The sequence below is a fragment of the Burkholderia cepacia GG4 genome, assembly GCF_000292915.1.
Lineage (GTDB): Bacteria > Pseudomonadota > Gammaproteobacteria > Burkholderiales > Burkholderiaceae > Burkholderia > Burkholderia cepacia_D.
Genome location: NC_018513.1, coordinates 198,370 through 213,563 on the forward strand (window position 1 = coordinate 198,370; position 15,194 = coordinate 213,563).

The 15,194-nt window shown below is 66.9% G+C and carries 15 protein-coding genes and 1 riboswitch; of the genes, 9 read left to right on the plus strand and 6 right to left on the minus strand.

Annotated elements, in window-relative coordinates:
- Nucleotides 1-9 precede the first annotated feature (9 nt).
- The 4 genes from GEM_RS00880 to metF all read left to right on the plus strand — a co-directional run bounded on the left by GEM_RS00880 (nucleotide 10) and on the right by metF (nucleotide 3,759).
- Nucleotides 10-744, plus strand: a complete 735-nt coding sequence (locus tag GEM_RS00880) for an RNA polymerase sigma factor FliA (RefSeq protein WP_014895577.1) — start codon at nucleotides 10-12, stop codon at nucleotides 742-744.
- A 78-nt stretch (nucleotides 745-822) separates the two neighbouring features.
- A riboswitch (S-adenosyl-L-homocysteine riboswitch) is annotated at nucleotides 823-939 on the plus strand.
- Nucleotides 940-973: 34 nt separating this feature from the next.
- The gene (gene ahcY, locus GEM_RS00885; protein WP_014895578.1) at nucleotides 974-2,392 is read left to right on the plus strand and encodes an adenosylhomocysteinase; all 1,419 of its coding nucleotides are present in this window, start codon (nucleotides 974-976) and stop codon (nucleotides 2,390-2,392) included.
- A 158-nt stretch (nucleotides 2,393-2,550) separates the two neighbouring features.
- Nucleotides 2,551-2,904 carry a phage holin family protein gene (locus GEM_RS00890; protein ID WP_006477367.1) on the plus strand — a complete coding sequence of 118 codons (354 nt, stop codon included), beginning with the start codon at nucleotides 2,551-2,553 and terminating at the stop codon, nucleotides 2,902-2,904.
- Between the two features lie 24 nt (nucleotides 2,905-2,928).
- Nucleotides 2,929-3,759, plus strand: coding sequence for a methylenetetrahydrofolate reductase [NAD(P)H] (gene metF, locus GEM_RS00895; protein ID WP_014895579.1), 831 nt, complete (start codon nucleotides 2,929-2,931; stop codon nucleotides 3,757-3,759).
- A gap of 76 nt (nucleotides 3,760-3,835) precedes the next feature.
- Here metF and GEM_RS00900 read toward each other — a convergent pair whose 3' ends face one another.
- Both GEM_RS00900 and GEM_RS00905 read right to left on the minus strand, forming a co-directional pair.
- Nucleotides 3,836-5,314 (minus strand): amidase, encoded by a 1,479-nt coding sequence (locus tag GEM_RS00900; protein WP_014895580.1) that lies wholly within the window; start codon nucleotides 5,312-5,314, stop codon nucleotides 3,836-3,838.
- Between the two features lie 81 nt (nucleotides 5,315-5,395).
- Nucleotides 5,396-6,088, minus strand: a complete 693-nt coding sequence (locus GEM_RS00905) for a dienelactone hydrolase family protein (protein ID WP_014895581.1) — start codon at nucleotides 6,086-6,088, stop codon at nucleotides 5,396-5,398.
- 271 nt (nucleotides 6,089-6,359) lie between these two features.
- Between GEM_RS00905 and GEM_RS00910 the strand changes: the two genes are divergently transcribed.
- Nucleotides 6,360-7,439 (plus strand): NAD(P)H-dependent flavin oxidoreductase, encoded by a 1,080-nt coding sequence (locus tag GEM_RS00910; protein WP_014895582.1) that lies wholly within the window; start codon nucleotides 6,360-6,362, stop codon nucleotides 7,437-7,439.
- A gap of 437 nt (nucleotides 7,440-7,876) precedes the next feature.
- Nucleotides 7,877-9,019, plus strand: a complete 1,143-nt coding sequence (locus GEM_RS00915) for a branched-chain amino acid ABC transporter substrate-binding protein (RefSeq protein ID WP_014895583.1) — start codon at nucleotides 7,877-7,879, stop codon at nucleotides 9,017-9,019.
- A gap of 101 nt (nucleotides 9,020-9,120) precedes the next feature.
- Here the strand turns inward: GEM_RS00915 and GEM_RS00920 are convergent, their stop codons facing one another.
- Nucleotides 9,121-10,335, minus strand: coding sequence for an MFS transporter (locus GEM_RS00920; protein WP_014895584.1), 1,215 nt, complete (start codon nucleotides 10,333-10,335; stop codon nucleotides 9,121-9,123).
- Nucleotides 10,336-10,541: 206 nt separating this feature from the next.
- Here GEM_RS00920 and GEM_RS00925 point away from each other — a divergent pair, with 206 nt between their 5' ends.
- The 3 genes from GEM_RS00925 to GEM_RS00935 all read left to right on the plus strand — a co-directional run bounded on the left by GEM_RS00925 (nucleotide 10,542) and on the right by GEM_RS00935 (nucleotide 13,247).
- Nucleotides 10,542-11,201, plus strand: a complete 660-nt coding sequence (locus tag GEM_RS00925; RefSeq protein ID WP_014895585.1) for a HugZ family protein — start codon at nucleotides 10,542-10,544, stop codon at nucleotides 11,199-11,201.
- A 357-nt stretch (nucleotides 11,202-11,558) separates the two neighbouring features.
- Entirely contained in the window at nucleotides 11,559-11,852 is a 294-nt protein-coding gene (locus GEM_RS00930) for an H-NS family nucleoid-associated regulatory protein (RefSeq protein ID WP_014895586.1), read from the plus strand.
- Nucleotides 11,853-12,089: 237 nt separating this feature from the next.
- Nucleotides 12,090-13,247, plus strand: coding sequence for a cation diffusion facilitator family transporter (locus GEM_RS00935; RefSeq protein ID WP_041490421.1), 1,158 nt, complete (start codon nucleotides 12,090-12,092; stop codon nucleotides 13,245-13,247).
- A 27-nt stretch (nucleotides 13,248-13,274) separates the two neighbouring features.
- Here GEM_RS00935 and GEM_RS00940 read toward each other — a convergent pair whose 3' ends face one another.
- The 3 genes from GEM_RS00940 to GEM_RS00950 form a co-directional block, all read right to left on the minus strand.
- Complete coding sequence (locus tag GEM_RS00940; RefSeq protein WP_006477376.1) at nucleotides 13,275-13,745, minus strand: Lrp/AsnC family transcriptional regulator; 471 nt, start codon at nucleotides 13,743-13,745, stop codon at nucleotides 13,275-13,277.
- Nucleotides 13,746-13,824: 79 nt separating this feature from the next.
- On the minus strand, nucleotides 13,825-14,484 hold the full coding sequence (locus GEM_RS00945) for an exonuclease (protein WP_014895588.1): 660 nt from the start codon (nucleotides 14,482-14,484) through the stop codon (nucleotides 13,825-13,827).
- The gene (locus GEM_RS00950; RefSeq protein ID WP_014895589.1) at nucleotides 14,481-15,125 is read right to left on the minus strand and encodes an MBL fold metallo-hydrolase; all 645 of its coding nucleotides are present in this window, start codon (nucleotides 15,123-15,125) and stop codon (nucleotides 14,481-14,483) included. The genes GEM_RS00945 and GEM_RS00950 overlap by 4 nt, the downstream gene beginning before the upstream one ends.
- Nucleotides 15,126-15,194 lie beyond the last annotated feature (69 nt).

Below are 15,194 nucleotides of genomic sequence, written 5' to 3' on the forward strand. Positions count from 1 at the left end.
GAGAGAGCCATGATGTACAACGCTCAAGGAAAGATGACCCAGGCCGACGTGCTCGCGCAATACGCGCCGCTCGTGCGGCGCCTGGGGCTGCAGCTCGTCGCGAAGATGCCGGCGAGCGTCGACCTCGACGACCTGATCCAGGCCGGCATGATCGGCCTGATGGACGCGGCCGGCCGCTACAAGGAGGACCAGGGCGCGCAGTTCGAGACCTACGCGACCCAGCGCATCCGCGGCGCGATGCTCGACGAGCTGCGCAGCAACGACTGGCTGCCGCGCAGCCTGCGCAAGACGTCGCGCGAGGTCGAGTACGCGGTGCACCAGGTTGAGCAGCAGCTCGGCCGCTCGGCGAGCGAGACCGAGATCGCGCAGCACCTGAAGATGCCGCTCGACGAATACCAGGGCATGCTGCAGGACCTGCACGGCAGCCAGCTCATCTACTACGAGGATTTCGACCGCGCGGCCGACGACGAGCCGTTCCTCGATCGCTATCGCGTCGATCACGCCGATCCGCTGTCCGCGCTGCTCGACGACCACCTGCGCGGGGCGCTGGTCGACGCGATCGACCGGCTGCCCGAGCGCGAGAAGCTGCTGATGTCGCTGTACTACGAGCGCGGGCTGAACCTGCGCGAGATCGGCGCGGTGCTCGAGGTCAGCGAGTCGCGCGTGTGCCAGCTGCACAGCCAGGCGGTCGCGCGACTGCGCACGCGGCTGCGCGAACAGGCGTGGGTCGGCGCCGAGAATTGACCCTTTCATTGCGCCCGCGCGCGCCCGACGTGGCGCGTGTCGCGCAATTCCCGCGCCAATTTGCTACAATCCCTCCCGTTTTCCGAGGAGCGTTGCGACGGACCATCCAGCGTCCGCCAGGCTCGGAGAGCTTCACCAAGCAGCCGTGCGGCGATTTTCGCGCCGGCCCCGCTTCCTGAACGGCGCTCACGTCACCAATTTCTAGAACTTTTTTAGAAAGGAGGGCGTGATGAACGCCATTATCGATTCGCAAGCTTCCAAGGATTACGTCGTCGCCGACATGGCGCTTGCCGGCTGGGGCCGCAAGGAACTGAACATTGCCGAGACCGAAATGCCGGGCCTCGTGCAGATCCGCGACGAATACAAGGCGCAGCAGCCGCTGAAGGGCGCGCGCATCGCTGGTTCGCTGCACATGACGATCCAGACCGGCGTGCTGATCGAGACGCTGAAGGCGCTCGGCGCGGACGTCCGCTGGGCATCGTGCAACATCTTCTCGACGCAGGACCACGCTGCCGCCGCGATCGTCGAAGCCGGCACGCCGGTGTTCGCGTTCAAGGGCGAGTCACTCGACGAATACTGGGAGTTCTCGCACCGCATCTTCGAATGGCCGAACGGCGAATTCGCGAACATGATCCTGGACGACGGCGGCGATGCCACGCTGCTGCTGATCCTCGGCTCGAAGGCCGAGAAGGACCGTTCGGTGATCGCGAAGCCGACCAACGAGGAAGAAGTCGCGCTGTACAAGTCGATCGCGACGCACCTCGACGCCGACCCGACCTGGTACTCGACGCGCCTCGCGCACATCAAGGGCGTGACCGAAGAAACCACGACCGGCGTACACCGCCTGTACCAGATGGAAAAGGACGGCCGCCTGCCGTTCCCGGCGTTCAACGTGAACGACTCGGTCACGAAGTCGAAGTTCGACAACCTGTACGGCTGCCGTGAATCGCTGGTCGACGGCATCAAGCGCGCGACCGACGTGATGATCGCGGGCAAGGTCGCGGTCGTCGCGGGCTACGGCGACGTGGGCAAGGGCTGCGCGCAGTCGCTGCGCGGCCTCGGCGCGACCGTGTGGGTCACCGAAATCGATCCGATCTGCGCGCTGCAGGCGGCGATGGAAGGCTACCGCGTCGTGACGATGGAATACGCGGCCGACAAGGCCGACATCTTCGTGACGGCGACCGGCAACTTCCACGTGATCGGCCACGACCACATGAAGGCGATGCGTCACAACGCGATCGTCTGCAACATCGGCCACTTCGACTCGGAAATCGACGTTGCGTCGACGCGCCAGTACCAGTGGGAAAACATCAAGCCGCAGGTCGACCACATCATCTTCCCGGACGGCAAGCGCGTGATCCTGCTGGCGGAAGGCCGCCTCGTGAACCTCGGCTGCGCGACCGGCCACCCGTCGTTCGTGATGTCGAACTCGTTCGCGAACCAGACGCTCGCGCAGATCGAGCTGTTCGTGCGCGGCGCCGAGTACGAGAACAAGGTGTACGTGCTGCCGAAGCATCTCGATGAAAAGGTTGCGCGCCTGCACCTCGCGCGCATCGGCGCGAACCTGTCCGTGCTGTCGGACGAGCAGGCTTCGTACATCGGCGTGCAGAAGGACGGCCCGTTCAAGCCGAACCACTACCGCTACTGATGCACCGCCGCCGCCGTGCCGCGTGCGCCCCGCAGCGGGCGGGCGCGGTACGGCGGCACGGTGCCGGATCGCCGGTCGTCGCGCCGTGCCCGCAGGCACGCGTGGCGGCCGGCGGCGGCCATCGACCGTACAGATCGACAATCGAACCGGAGCCCTCCATGAGCGTCATCCTCACCTGGGTCATCAACGCCCTCGCGCTGCTGATCATCACGTACCTCGTGCCGTCGATCCACATCAAGAGCTTCGGCACCGCGCTGATCATCGCGGTCGTGCTCGGCCTGATCAACACGGTGATCCGTCCGGTGCTGATCCTGCTGACGCTGCCGGTCACGATCGTCACGCTCGGGGTGTTCATCCTGGTCGTGAACGCGTTGTGCTTCTGGTTCGCGTCGTCGCTGCTGAAAGGGTTCGAGGTGTCGGGTTTCTGGTCCGCGTTCTTCGGTTCGATCCTGTACAGCATCGTGTCGTGGCTGCTGTCCGCGCTGATCTTCGGGCAGCGCGACATCGGCTGACGGCCGGGCCCACTCTTGCGAATCATGAAACCGATCGAACTTTCGTTTGAATTCTTCCCGCCGAAGACGGCGGACGGCGTCGAGAAGCTGCGCGCGACGCGTGCGCAGCTGCTGCCGCTGAAGCCGAAATTCGTCTCCGTGACGTTCGGCGCCGGCGGCTCGACGCAGCAAGGCACGCTCGATACCGTGCTCGACATGCAGAAGGACGGCCTCGAGGCCGCGCCGCACCTGTCGTGCATCGGCTCGTCGCGCGACAGCCTGCGTGCGATCCTCGACCAGTACCGCTCGCACGGCATCCGGCACATCGTCGCGCTGCGCGGCGACCTGCCGTCGGGGATGGGCGAGGTCGGCGAGTTGCGCTACGCGTCCGAGCTCGTCAGCTTCATCCGCGCCGAGCATGGCGACTGGTTCCACATCGAGGTCGCCGGCTATCCGGAGTACCACCCGCAATCGCGCTCGCCGAAGGCCGATCTCGAGAACTTCGCGCGCAAGGTGAAAGCCGGCGCGAATTCCGCGATCACGCAGTATTTCTTCAACGCCGACGCGTATTTCCGCTTCGTCGACGATGCGCGCAAGCTGGGTGTGGACGTGCCGATCGTGCCGGGCATCATGCCGATCACGAACTTCTCGCAGCTGATGCGCTTCTCGGAAATGTGCGGCGCGGAAGTGCCGCGCTGGGTCGCGCGCCGGCTCGAGAGCTTCGGCGACGATCGCGACGCTATCCGTGCGTTCGGCGCGGACGTCGTCACCGATCTGTGCCGGCGCCTGATCGACGCGGGCGTGCCGGGGCTGCACTTCTACACGCTGAACGCAGCGACCGCGACGCGGACGATCTGCGAACGGCTCGCGGGTTGAGCGCCGCGCGGCGCCTGCCAGCCAAAAGCCCCGCCGGTTGTGCCGGCGGGGCTTTTTTTCATCGGCGCGGCATGGCTCAGCGCTGCGCCTGCATCAGCGGCGGGCGCCGGTCGAACCACGGCCGTGCCTGTTCGAGCTGGCGCGCGAGCTTCAGCAGCAGCGCGTCGTCGGCGTGGCGCGCGACGAACTGCACGCCGACTGGCAGTCCGCGCGCGTTCCAGTAGAGCGGCACCGACATCGCCGGCTGGCCCGTCAGGTTGAACAGCTCGGTGCAGCCGGCCCACGCGAACGCCTTCTCCGACGACTTCGCGAGCATTTCCCGCAGCAGCGGCTTCACCGGCAGCGCGCCGAGCAGCTTCATCTGCGCGGCTTCGAACGGGGTCGGCTGCAACTCGCCGATCTTGACCGGCGGCGCCGCGAGCGTCGCGCACAGGATCGCGTCGTAGCGCGATACGAGGCCTGCGACCTGCACGGTGAGTTGGCGCTGCCATTCGAGCACGTCCGGCAACCGCGCGCGCGCGACCCGCTTGCCGACCACGGCCATCGCCCACGTCGCGGGCTCGAACTCGGCGCGCTTCGGCGTGCGCCCGGTCAGCGCGCGCGCGCCGAGCACCATCTCCTCGGCGATCGTCGCCCACAACGTCAGAAAGGTTTCGGCCGCGCGCGCGTAGTCGATGTGCAGCGTTGCCGGTTCGATGCGATGGCCGAGCGATTCGAGGAGCGCGGCCGCATCGGCGAGCGCCGCGCGCGTGTCGTCGGCGAGCGCCGGTGCGAGCATCGGGTCGACGACGAGGCCGATCCGCAGCGGCCCGGGCGGCGCGTCGAGTTCGCCGAGGAAGGTGCCGGGCGCGCCGGGCGGCAGCGTCTGGCCGGTCGTCACGTCGAGCAGCAGCGCGCTGTCGCGCACGCTGCGCGACACCGCATGCTGGACGACCAGTTCGCCGTTCGACGGCAGGTCGACCAGCACCGGGTTGCGGCTCGGCTTCAGGCCGAACAGCCCGCAGCACGACGCGGGGATGCGGATCGAGCCGCCGCCGTCGGACGCATGCGCGAGCGGCACGATGCCGGCCGCGACGGCCGCCGCCGCGCCGCCGCTCGAGCCGCCGGGCGTGTGATCGAGATTCCACGGATTGCGGCATGCGCCGAACAGCTCGGGTTCGGTGTACGGCATCTGGCCGATTTCCGACGTGTTGGTCTTGCCGAACACGTTGAGCCCCGCCGCGCGGCTTCGCGCGATCACCGGCGAATCGTCGGCGGGCACGAAGTACCGGTAGTGCCGGCTGCCCATCGACAGCGGCAGGCCGGCCACCGCCGCGCCGAGATCCTTGACGAGATACGGGACGCCCGCGAACGGCGCGTCGGCGCCGGCATCGTGTACCGACTCCGTCCGCTTGCGTGCGTCGTCGTAGTCCTGCAGCACGATCGCGTTGACCGCGCCGTTCACCGCTTCGGCCTGTCCGATCGCGGCGTCGAGCAATTCGCGCGGGCTCGCCTTGCGGTCGCGCACGAGCGCGGCGAGACCGATCGCGTCATGCGCGAGATAGTCCGAGTGCATCGCTGTCACCCCCGTTGTGACTCGTGGCGATGGAGGGAGCATAACGCGGGCCCGGCGTGCCGGGCCCGTAGTCGGTCGCCTTTACAGGTGCTCGGCGAGGAACGTCAGCGTGCGGCCGTGCGCGAGCGCCGAGGCGCGCTGGTGGTACGACGCGCGGTCGGTGCAGTTGAAGCCGTGCTCGGCGCCCGGGTACACGTGGAACGATGCGTTGTCGCGGCCGGCGAACGCGGCCTTCACCTGCTCGACGGCATCGAGCGAGATCGCGTGGTCGTTCTCCGCGTAATGGAACAGGATCGGCTGCGTGACCTTGCCGGCGAGGTCGAGCGCATTCTGGATGCCGCCGCCGTAATAGGCGACCGCCGCATCGACCTTGCCGGCCGCGGCCACGCGGTAGGCGAGCTGGCCGCCGAAGCAGTAGCCGATCGCGGCGACCTTGCCGGCGACTTCGGGGCGCGCGCGCAGCACGTCGGCAGCGGCGCCGAGGTCCGCGACCGCGAGGCCGACGTCGGTCTTCTTCATCAGTTCGATGCCCTTGTCGCGGTCGGCGCCTTCATAGGTCAGCTCGACGCGCGGCTGCGTGCGCCAGAACACGTCCGGCGCGAGCGCGACGAAGCCGTCGGCCGCGTACTGGTCGGCGACCGCGCGGATGTGCGAGTTCACGCCGAAGATCTCCTGGATGATGATGACGGCGGGACCCTTGCCGCGCTTGGGCAGCGCGAGATAGCCGCCGAAGCTGTCGTTACCGGTCGGGATGTCGATCCATTGGGCAGTCACGTTGGAACTCCTGGCGAACGGGCGCGCGACAGGCGCGCCGCGGGTGGAAGAGGGGCGGCCTAGTGTGCCACCAATCCCGGGGTGCTGCAGCGCGCGCAAGGTCCGCGCCTGCCGGGTCGACGCGCTTGTCGAAGCTGCGGTCCCGGCCCGCTTCTCGCGCAGCGATCGTTTCGATCTCGATTATTCATTTTTCGGCGGCGTGCCGCTTCGATAGAGTCGACGGGTCGGCCTTTACAAAGCGCTTTCGCGCATCGTCATCGAAGGATTCGCCATGTCCGCCCGTACATTTTCCACCCCGTTTTCCGAACGCTTCGGCCTGCGCCTGCCGCTCGTGCAGGCGCCGATGGTCGGCGCGACCACGGCCGCGATGGTCGCGGCCGCCTCCAACGCCGGCGCGCTCGGCAGCCTCGGCGCCGGCGCGTTCGCGCCGGACCGTCTCGCGACCGAAGTCGACGCGATTCGCGCGGCGACCGATCGCCCGTTTGCCGTGAACCTGTTCGTGCTGTCCGACGCCGCGCCCGACGCGGCAACCGTCGCGCGCGCGCTCGCCGCGATCGATCCGCTGAATGCGGCGCTCGGGCTGTCGCCGGGCAGCGCGCCCGCGCGTTATGCACCCGACTTCCGCGCGCAGCTCGATGCGCTCGTCGCGTTGCGCGTGCCGGTCGCGAGCTTCACGTTCGGCGTGCTCGACGCGGCCGACGTCGCGCGCCTGAAGGCCGCCGGCACCTACGTGATCGGCACCGCGACGCACGTCGCCGAAGGGCTCGCATGGCAGGCGGCCGGCGCCGATGCGCTGTCCGCGCAGGGCGCCGAAGCGGGTGGCCATCGCGGCACCTTCATCGGGCCGGCCGACGATGCGCTGGTCGGCACGCTCGCGCTGGTGCCGCAGCTCGTCGACGCGACCGGCCTGCCCGTGCTCGCCGCGGGCGGCATCATGGACGGCCGCGGCATTGCCGCCGCGCTCGCGCTCGGCGCGCAGGGCGCGCAGCTCGGCACCGCGTTCCTCACCTGCACGGAAAGCGCGATCGCGGCGGACTGGAAGGCACGCCTGCTCGCGAGCACCGATACGTCGACGCAGGTCACGCGCGCGATCACCGGGCGCCATGCGCGCGGGCTGCGCAACACGCTGATGGCGCGGCTCGGCGAACGCGTGGCCGACGTTGCGCCGTATCCGGTGCAGAACGCGCTCACGCAGCCGCTGCGCCAGGCCGCCGCACGCGCGAACGACGGCGACTACCTGTCGTTGTGGGCCGGGCAGGGCGCGCCGCTCGCACGGCGGCGCGGCGCCGCACTGACGGTGTCGCAGCTCGTCGACGCGCTCGACGCCGAATGGCGCGCCACGGCCGCCTGAACGGTACGACGGCCGCCTGAACGGCTCGTATCGGCACCTGAAACGCGCGTGTTGTCACGCGCGTTTCATTCAATGATCCCTCGCACAAAATACCGAATCGAAATGTCGCGGGAATGCTTTAAATCCACCTTTCATCAGACCGCCCGTAATTAGCGGAAACCCTTATCTGGCGGGGCTTGCGGCGATATTCGAGTAACCATTCCAAAGTGCCCGTATCGGTAGTGTTACCACTACCCCAAAAAAGTCCCACAAATTAATTTGATCACCTACACTTGCGCGCAAGTACGGGCGGGCGGCCGCTAAAAGCGGTTGTTTCCACGTGCTTGAGGCCAAGTGCATGAACGATGCAACCGGCGAATCGTCCAGTGATGCAAACACAGGGATGGCAGCGGGGCACCGGGCGATGGCGTTTATTGGGACCGAAACTGGAGACTTACATGAATATCAAGATGCAAAAGCTGTTGCCGATCACCGCCGCGGCGATGCTGTGCGTTGCAGCTGCAAGCAACGCGGCCGCCGATCAAGTCGTCAAGATCGGCCACGTCGCGCCCTTGACGGGCGGTATTGCACACCTGGGCAAGGACAACGAAAACGGTGCTCGTCTCGCAGTCGAGGAGATCAACGCCAAGGGTCTCACGATCGGCGGCCAGAAAATCACGCTGCAACTCGATGCGCAGGATGACGCGGCCGACCCGCGCCAGGCTACGCAGGTTGCGCAGAAGCTGGTCGACGACAAGGTCGTCGCCGTGGTGGGTCACCTGAACTCGGGCACGTCGATCCCGGCCTCGAAGATCTACAGCGATGCGGGCGTCGTGCAGATCTCGCCGTCGGCGACCAACCCGGCTTACACGCAGCAAGGCTTCAAGACCACCTACCGCGTGGTTGCGACCGACGCGCAGCAGGGCCCGGCACTCGCGAACTACGCGCACTCGAAGGGCATCAAGAGCGTCGCGGTGGTCGACGATTCGACCGCTTACGGCCAGGGTCTCGCGAACGAGTTCGAGAAGAAGGCGAAGTCGCTCGGCCTGAAGGTGATGTCGCATGACGCGACCAACGACAAGGCAGTCGACTTCCGCGCGATTCTGACCAAGATCAAGGGCGAGAACCCGGACGCGATCATGTACGGCGGCATGGACGCCACCGGCGGCCCGTTCGCGAAACAGGCGAAGCAGCTCGGCCTGCGCGCGAAGATCTTCGCGGGCGACGGCGTGTGCACGGAAAAGCTGGCCGACCTGGCCGGCGACGCGACCGACAACGTCGTGTGCTCGGAAGCCGGTGCATCGCTCGAGAAGATGCCGGGCGGCAGCGCGTTCAAGGCAAAGTTCGAGAAGCGCTTCGGCCAGCCGATCCAGATCTATGCACCGTTCACGTATGACGCTGTGTACATCATCGTCGACGCGATGAAGCGCTCGAACTCGACGGACCCGGCGAAGATCCTCGCGGCGATGCCGGCGACGAACTACACGGGCGTGATCGGCACGACGACCTTCGACTCGAAGGGCGACCTGCAGCACGGCGTGATCTCGCTGTACAACTACAAGAGCGGCAAGAAGACGCTGCTCGACGAAGTGAAGATGTAAGCTGACAAGCGGTCAACAGAAGGGGTGAAGGCGCGCCCGCGGTCACGCGGGCGCGCCTTCTTTTTTGGCGGGCCCGCAGCCGGTGGCGTGCCCGCGCGTCGTCAGATCTTCAGGTGCGCGAGCACCTTCGGCGCGACGGTCGCGACGAGCGCCGCGCACAGCGCGACGACCGACAGGCCGATCGTCAGGTTCGCCGTTTGCGCGACCGCGCCGATCACGACCGGACCGAACAGCAGTCCGAAATATGCGAGCCCGGCCACGTGCGCGAGGCCTTCTGCCGCGTGGATGCCTTTCACGCGTGCGGCGGCCGCGAACAGCACCGGCATCATGTTCGCGAGGCCGAGGCCCATCAGCGTGAAACCCGTCAGCACGGCTAGCGGATTCGGCAGCAGCAGCGCGCCGATCATCCCGGCGCACGCGAGCGACGCGCTCGCGAACACGAGCTGCGGCGCGCCGAAGCGCGCACGCACCGCGTCGCCCGCGAAACGCGCGATCGCCATCCCGCCGGAGAACGCCGCGTACGCGGCGCTCGCGAGCGCGGGGCTCGCCGCGACGACGTCGCGCATGTAGACCGTCGCCCAGTCGTACATCGCGCCTTCGGCGATCAACGCGACCAACGCGATGCCGCCGAGCATCCACAGCGCGGGCGAGCGCCAGCGGTTGCCGCCGCCGTGCGCGTGTTCGTGATGCGGGACGTGCGGCAGCACGGCCGGGCTCGCGGCCAGCAGCACCGCCGCGTTGATGGCCGCCGCGAGCGCGAGGTGCACGGCCGGCGCCATGCCGGCCGACAGCAGCGCGCCGCCGGCCGCCGCCCCCGACATCCCGCCGATGCTGAACATCCCGTGCAGCGATGACATGATCGGCTTGCCGAGCGCGATCTCGACTGCGCTTGCCTCGGCGTTCATCGCGACGTCGAGCGTGGCCATCGAGAAGCCGAACAGCGCGAGCACCACGAGCAGCATCCAGTAGTCGGGCACGACGAGGATCAGTGCTGCGCACGCGGACATCACGAGCCCACCGGCGAGGCATGCGGTGCGCGAGCCGACGCGCGCGATCCAGCGCGCGATCGTCAGCATCGCGGCGATCGAGCCGCCCGCCACCGCGAACAGCGCGATCGACAGCAGCCCCGGGCTCAGCGCGAACTTGTCGCGCACGGTCGGCACATGCACGCCCCACGACGCGTACATCATGCCGGCGACGAAGAACAGCGCCATCGTGGCCGTGCGGGCACGCTGGCGGACCGGGAGCGCCAGCACGCGATGCACATCGGGCGGCGTGGCGAAGTCGGACGAGGATCGGGAGGAAGAATCGGACACGGAATGCTCTTGAATGGACCATGCGCGGGCGCGGCGCCCGTCGGATTTGTCCGATTCTATCGAACCGCTTACGGTCTTGCCGGCGAGCTGGCCGTCCGGCCGATGCGCGACGCGCCGCCGCCGCGGGTAACATCGATGCGCATGCGGCGTGTCCGATGCGCCGTCGCCATCCTCGCCGCCATTGCCTTCCGACCGCAGGAGTCGCCATGAACATCGATCCCGCCCTTGCCCTGCACCTGCTGCACCGCTGCGCGCTGGGCACGCTCGCGACCCACGCGCGCGATCCGCAGGGCTTTCCCTATCCGACGGTCGTGCCGTTCGCGCCCGATGCGCGCCATCGGCCCGTGATTCTCGTGAGCGGCCTCGCCGAGCACACGCGCAACCTCGCCGCCGATCCGCGCGCGGGTTTCCTCGTCGTCGATTCGCCGGACGGCGACGTGCTGAACGCCGAGCGCGCCACGCTGCTCGGCCGCTTCGTGCCGCTCGGCGACGATCCGCACGTCGCCGCGCGCTACACGCGTTACGAGCCGGATGCCGCGCGCTATCTCGCGCTCGGCGATTTCGCGTTCTGGGCGCTCGAGCTCGAGCGGCTGCGCTATATCGGTGGATTCGGCCGGATGGGCTGGGTGGACGGCACGAGCCTCGATACGTTGCCGCCGCTGTCGTTCGACGACGAACGGGCGTTATGGGATGCGTACGACGCGAGCGCTGCGCGCCGCGACGGGCTCGAGCTGCTCGGCGTCGACCGTCACGGCGCCGACTGGCGCTGCGACGACCGCCGCGTGCGCACGCCGTTCGACCCGGCGCCGGCCGATGCCGGCGTGCTGCGCGAGCAGCTGATTGCGAGTGCGCGGGATGTGACCTGACGTCGCGGGCGCGTGTCATGTTCGTTTAGCGTGTCGGGCTGCGCGATTTTCACGAACTTGTCGCCAGATGAGAGCTTCTATTTTTTCGCATGCAGGGTAATTGCGTATGTTGATAGGCCTATTACCGGATCGGTAATGTCCTAATCTCTATGTAAGCGGGTAAAAATTTGAGAAAAGGCCGTGGCCGGTCAGAATGACATGCGTGAATTACAATTGGTCTCGGGATTTTCATGAATCCCGCTTCTATCAAATCTTTTTTGTGCTAACCTCTGCCTTCGAAAATCCGAGGCACAAATATTCCATGAATGGTGAGCTGGCTACAGACCGGCGCCATTTGGTCATATAGAAAGGGAAACTATGTCTTCTTACAAGGACCTGCTGGCTCAGCGGGAGAAGCTGGAGAAGCAAATCGAAGAAGCGAAGTCGCGCGAATACGCCGAAGTGCTGAATGACGTGAAGCAGAAAATTGCCGACTACGGCTTTTCGCTCGCCGATCTCGGCCTCAGCCGCGCCAAGGCCGGTAAGGTCGGCCGCCCGCGCGCAGGCGTGGCTGCCAAATACCGCGATCCGGAAACGGGCGCGACGTGGTCGGGCCGTGGCAAGCCGCCGCGCTGGATCGCCGGGAAGAACCGCGAACAGTTTGTGATTTAAACAACTGTTTAAGTTGCCGTCGCGAAAGAGCCGCGTATCCGTCCAGGAGCGCGGCTTTTTTGTATGCCGGCATCGGGCTGTATGCATGTTGTCATGAAAATGTCAGAATCGGCGCGTGAATGAAAATGCGATCCGTTCGCATAAGCGGTTGATTTAAATGAAGAATTTGGGGTTATCGGAATGCCCCGCGGGCTTCTTTTGATAGAATTCCGTATCCCAACCGATATCTCGTATTTCATGTCCACGTTTTCTGGTGACGCGCAAAGCGCGGATAAGCACGCGGTCGCGCGCAAGAGCACCCTCGTCAGTATTGTGCTGAATGTCGTGCTCGCGACATTTCAGATCGCCGTGGGGGTGGTTGCGCATTCGCAGGCATTGATTGCCGACGGGATCCATTCGATTTCCGATTTGATCTCGGATTTTGTCGTCCTGGTTGCGAATCGCCATAGTGGTGCATCGCCGGATGCCGACCACAATTACGGACACAGCCGCTACGAGACGGTCGCGTCGCTGTTTCTCGGCGCGATCCTGATCGCCGTCGGCATCGGCATGCTCTGGCGCGCCGGCAATCGTCTCGTGAATCTCGAAAACATCCCGGCCGTGCATTTCTCCGCGCTGATCGTCGCGCTGACCGTGCTCGTGTCGAAAGAGGCGCTGTTCCGCTACATGCTGCGCGAGGCGCGGCGCGTGCGTTCGGCGATGCTCGTCGCGAATGCATGGCACGCGCGCTCGGATGCCGCGTCGTCGCTCGTGGTCGCGATCGGCATTATCGGCAGCCTGGCCGGCGTGCGGCTGCTCGACCCGATCGCCGCGGCGATCGTCGGTTTCATGGTCGCGCGCATGGGCTGGACGTTCGGCTATGACGCGCTGCAGGACCTGTCGGATCGCGCGCTCGACATCACCGACACGGCAGAGATCCGCGCACTGCTCGCGGCGACGCCCGGCGTGCGCGACGTGCACGACCTGCGCACGCGCAAGATGGGCGATGCGGCGCTCGTCGACGCACACATCCTGGTCGATCCGATGATCTCCGTATCCGAAGGGCACTACATCGCGGAAAGCGCGCGTGCGCGCGTGCTGTCCGACCCGCGCGTGCTCGATGCGCTGATCCACGTCGACCCGGAGAACGACGCAGCGCGCCGTCCGGCGCTCGCGCTGCCGCCACGCGACGAGATTGCCGCACGGCTCGAGACCGCGCTCGCACAGCGCGGGCTGCATGCGGCCGCGATCAACCTGCACTACCTGAGCACGGGCCTCGAGATCGACGTGACGCTCGACGCCGGCGCCGGCGATACCGACGCGGCGCTGGCCGGCCGGCTCGACGTCGAGATGCTGAAGCGCCAGTTCGGCGCGCGCCGGATCGGCTTCACGCGCGGGCTGCCCGCGCAGGCGTGAGACGTGCCGGCGAACGCGCGCCGCGCGTTACAGCGGCAACTGCGTATCGAACTTGATTTCGCGCAGCACGACGCTCGTGCGCACCTGCGACACGGCCGGGATCTTGAAGATCCGTTCGTGCAGGAATACGTCGTACGCCTTGATGTCGGGCGCGACGATCTTGAGGATGTAATCGGCTTCGCCGGTGGTGCTGTAGCACTCGGTGACTTCCGGGCAGGTCGCGATCTCGCGTTCGAACTGCTCGACGCCGCCCTCGTTGTGGCGCGTCAGGTGCACGTGTGCGAGCGCGCATACGTGCAGGCCGAGCTTCTCGCGATCGAGCAGCGCCGTGTAGCGCTGGATCACGCCGGACTGTTCCATGTCCTTGATGCGGCGCCAGCACGGCGTGCTCGACAGGCCGACCTGGTCGGAGATTTCCTGTACGGAACGGCGCGCGTCGAGCTGCAACAGGCGAAGGATTTTTTGCGAAAAGGAATCGAGCGTCACCTGCGCCTCCATGCGGCAGCTACAACACGCTGAATGTTAGAGGGCCGGGAAAGGAAAGGCAATCTGGCGGTGCGCCGATGAGCGAGATTCGCTAATTTGCGCGCGGATCCGTGGGATTTTGTCCCGCCCCCGCGCCTTCCGACCGATCGGTGTCGGACACCGCGAGGCCTGCGAGCGCGGCCTGCTGGCGGCGCAGGTCGGCGAGCATGTTGCAGAACAGCGCGCCTTGCTCGATTGCATCGTCGAGCGCGACATGCGTGTGCGGATGATCGTCGAACCAGTGCTTCGGAAAGCGCGGCTTGATCGCCTTGCGGTACGGCAGGCCCGTCATCGCGAACGCGAGCGTCTTGATGTCGAGCGCCGACCACGAGAACGGGCAGCGTCCCGCGAAGCGCATCATGTACCAGAACATGAACGTGAAATCGAAGCCGGCCGGCATCGCGACGAACACCGGCTTGCCGGGCAGCGCCTCGACCCACTCGACGTACGCGACGAGCGCTGCCTCGGGCGCCTGCAGGTCGCGCCGGCACGCGGCCCACGCTTCCGGCTCCGTCTTCCACCATGCCTCCTGCACCGGATGGGCCTGGGCGCCGGGCAGTGTCTCGAGGTTCGCCGAGAACGTCGCGATCAGCTGCTTGTCCTCGGTATAGGCGGCCGACGCGAAGCTCAGCATCGAGTGCGGGCCGGGAATCGGGCCGTCGGCCTCGACGTCGGTGCTGACGTAGATTTCGGGGATGGCGGTCTGGTTCATCCGAATACCTTGTCGGACACGAACGGATTCGTGCGGCGCTCGTCGCCGAAGGTCGATACCGGGCCGTGACCCGGCACGAACGTGACGTCGTCGCCGAGCGGCCACAGCTTTTCCTTGATCGAACGCACGAGGTCCGCGTGGTTGCCGCGCGGGAAGTCGGTGCGGCCGATCGAGCCGGCGAACAGCACGTCGCCGACGATCGCGACGCGATGCGCGCGGCTGAAAAACACGACATGGCCGGGCGTGTGGCCCGGGCAGTGATAGACCTCGAGCGTCTCGTCGCCGAACTTCACGGTGTCGCCGTCGTTCAGCCAGTGGTCAGGCTCGAACGTTTCCGCGGCCGGAAAGCCGAAGCGCTGGCTCTGCATCGGCAGTTGCTCGATCCAGAAGCGCTCGTCTTCCTGCGGCCCCACGATCGGCACGCCGTAGTGCGTCGCGAGCGCCTTCGCGCCCGCGCAGTGATCGACGTGGCCGTGCGTGAGCAGCACCTTCTCGACCTGTACGTCCTGCCGCGCGATCTCCTGTTCGATCCGTTCGAGATCGCCGCCCGGATCGACGACGGCGGCGCGGCCGGTCTTTTCGCAGACGAGCAGCGAGCAGTTCTGCTGGAACGGCGTGACCGGAATGAGCGTGACTTTCATGGAGGCACCGGCGGCTAAAAGGAGCGATTGTACCGGTCGCGCGGGCGGCTTGCCGACCCTGCGGCGCGT

Bases quoted from the DNA above. Each gene is read 5' to 3' on its own strand.
- GEM_RS00940 (WP_006477376.1), bottom strand. From the start codon at position 13,745: ATGGAGGCGCAGGTGACGCTCGATTCCTTTTCGCAAAAAATCCTTCGC.
- GEM_RS00915 (WP_014895583.1), top strand. From the start codon at position 7,877: ATGAATATCAAGATGCAAAAGCTGTTGCCGATCACCGCCGCGGCGATG.
- GEM_RS00880 (WP_014895577.1), top strand. From the start codon at position 10: ATGATGTACAACGCTCAAGGAAAGATGACCCAGGCCGACGTGCTCGCG.
- ahcY (WP_014895578.1), top strand. From the start codon at position 974: ATGAACGCCATTATCGATTCGCAAGCTTCCAAGGATTACGTCGTCGCC.
- metF (WP_014895579.1), top strand. From the start codon at position 2,929: ATGAAACCGATCGAACTTTCGTTTGAATTCTTCCCGCCGAAGACGGCG.
- GEM_RS00900 (WP_014895580.1), bottom strand. From the start codon at position 5,314: ATGCACTCGGACTATCTCGCGCATGACGCGATCGGTCTCGCCGCGCTC.
- GEM_RS00945 (WP_014895588.1), bottom strand. From the start codon at position 14,484: ATGAACCAGACCGCCATCCCCGAAATCTACGTCAGCACCGACGTCGAG.
- GEM_RS00925 (WP_014895585.1), top strand. From the start codon at position 10,542: ATGAACATCGATCCCGCCCTTGCCCTGCACCTGCTGCACCGCTGCGCG.
- GEM_RS00910 (WP_014895582.1), top strand. From the start codon at position 6,360: ATGTCCGCCCGTACATTTTCCACCCCGTTTTCCGAACGCTTCGGCCTG.
- GEM_RS00930 (WP_014895586.1), top strand. From the start codon at position 11,559: ATGTCTTCTTACAAGGACCTGCTGGCTCAGCGGGAGAAGCTGGAGAAG.
- GEM_RS00890 (WP_006477367.1), top strand. From the start codon at position 2,551: ATGAGCGTCATCCTCACCTGGGTCATCAACGCCCTCGCGCTGCTGATC.
- GEM_RS00950 (WP_014895589.1), bottom strand. From the start codon at position 15,125: ATGAAAGTCACGCTCATTCCGGTCACGCCGTTCCAGCAGAACTGCTCG.
- GEM_RS00935 (WP_041490421.1), top strand. From the start codon at position 12,090: ATGTCCACGTTTTCTGGTGACGCGCAAAGCGCGGATAAGCACGCGGTC.